This is a genomic window from Pseudoxanthomonas jiangsuensis, from assembly GCF_010093185.1.
GTDB lineage: Bacteria > Pseudomonadota > Gammaproteobacteria > Xanthomonadales > Xanthomonadaceae > Pseudoxanthomonas > Pseudoxanthomonas jiangsuensis.
The window spans coordinates 1-1430 of the sequence record NZ_PDWL01000062.1 but is presented as its reverse complement, the minus strand read 5'-3'; the positions used below and the strand labels follow the sequence as shown (position 1 = coordinate 1430).

At 43.6% G+C, this 1430-nt stretch carries 3 protein-coding genes; all 3 read left to right on the top strand.

Annotated features, from left to right (window positions below; translation table 11 throughout):
• Positions 1-27 precede the first annotated feature (27 nt).
• Positions 28-186 carry a TraR/DksA family transcriptional regulator gene (locus tag CSC62_RS17185; RefSeq protein ID WP_229041931.1) on the top strand — a complete coding sequence of 53 codons (159 nt, stop codon included), beginning with the start codon at positions 28-30 and terminating at the stop codon, positions 184-186.
• A complete protein-coding gene (locus tag CSC62_RS17180; protein ID WP_162407885.1) occupies positions 183-731 on the top strand; it encodes an ead/Ea22-like family protein in 549 nt (182 codons plus the stop codon). Before CSC62_RS17185 ends, CSC62_RS17180 begins: the two co-directional genes overlap by 4 nt.
• 191 nt (positions 732-922) lie before the next feature.
• Positions 923-1204 (top strand): hypothetical protein, encoded by a 282-nt coding sequence (locus CSC62_RS18250; protein WP_000026224.1) that lies wholly within the window; start codon positions 923-925, stop codon positions 1202-1204.
• The last annotated feature ends 226 nt before the right edge of the window (positions 1205-1430 follow it).

The following is a 1430-nucleotide window of genomic DNA, read 5'->3' as shown; positions in this document are numbered from 1 at the left end:
GAATTACAGCGCAACACAGCAATAAAAATGCGCCGCCTGAACCACCAGGCTATATCTGCCACTCATTGTTGTGAGTGTGGCGATCCGATAGATGAACGAAGACGCCTGGTCGTTCAGGGTTGTCGGACTTGTGCAAGTTGCCAGGAGGATCTGGAACTTATCAGTAAACAGAGAGGTTCGAAGTGAGCGAAATTAACTCTCAGGCACTGCGTGAAGCGGCAGAGCAGGCAATGCATGACGACTGGGGATTTGACGCAGACCTTTTCCATGAATTGGTAACACCATCGATTGTGCTGGAACTGCTGGATGAACGGGAAAGAAAACAGCAATACATCAAACGCCGCGACCAGGAGAACGAGGATATTGCGCTAACAGTAGGGAAACTGCGTGTTGAGCTTGAAACAGCAAAATCAAAACTCAACGAGCAGCGTGAGTATTACGAAGGTGTTATCTCGGATGGGAGTAAGCGTATTGCTAAACTGGAAAGCAACGAAGTCCGTGAAGACGGAAACCAGTTTCTTGTTGTTCGCCATCCTGGGAAGACTCCTGTTATCAAGCACTGCACTGGTGACCTGGAAGAGTTTCTGCGGCAGTTAATCGAACAAGACCCGTTAGTAACTATCGACATCATTACGCATCGCTATTACGGGGTTGGAGGTCAATGGGTTCAGGATGCAGGTGAGTATCTGCATATGATGTCTGACGCTGGCATTCGCATCAAAGGAGAGTGAGATCGGTTTTGTAAAAGATAACGCTTGTGAAAATGCTGAATTTCGCGTCGTCTTCACAGCGATGCCAGAGTCTGTAGTGTCAGATGATGACCGTACTCAAACATCGGGTTGAGTATTATCTTACTGTTTCTTTACATAAACATTGCTGATACCGTTTAGCTGAAACGACATACATTGCAAGGAGTTTATAAATGAGTATCAATGAGTTAGAGTCTGAGCAAAAAGATTGGGCGTTATCAATGTTGTGCAGATCCGGTGTCTTGTCTCCATGCAGACATCACGAAGGTGTTTATGTAGATGAAGGTATAGATATAGAGTCGGCATACAAATATTCCATGAAGGTTTATAAGTCTAATGAAGACAAATCCCCATTCTGCAATGTGCGAGAAATGACTGATACCGTGCAAAATTATTATCACGAGTACGGTGGAAACGATACTTGCCCTCTCTGTACAAAACATATAGATGATTAAACCCAATATTACATAACAATCCTCGCACTCGCGGGGATTTATTTTATCTGAACTCGCTACGGCGGGGTTTTTTTTTTTGAGGTTTTTAAAAAAAATCTGAGGAAAAAGAACAAGGGATAGTGTGTGTTTATTATACAGTTTTCATACGGACAAAACGTGCTCTTTATATCATACGCCTCACCACGCTACAGTCTCACATCACTCTATCAGTGTTTCTCTTTTAAAA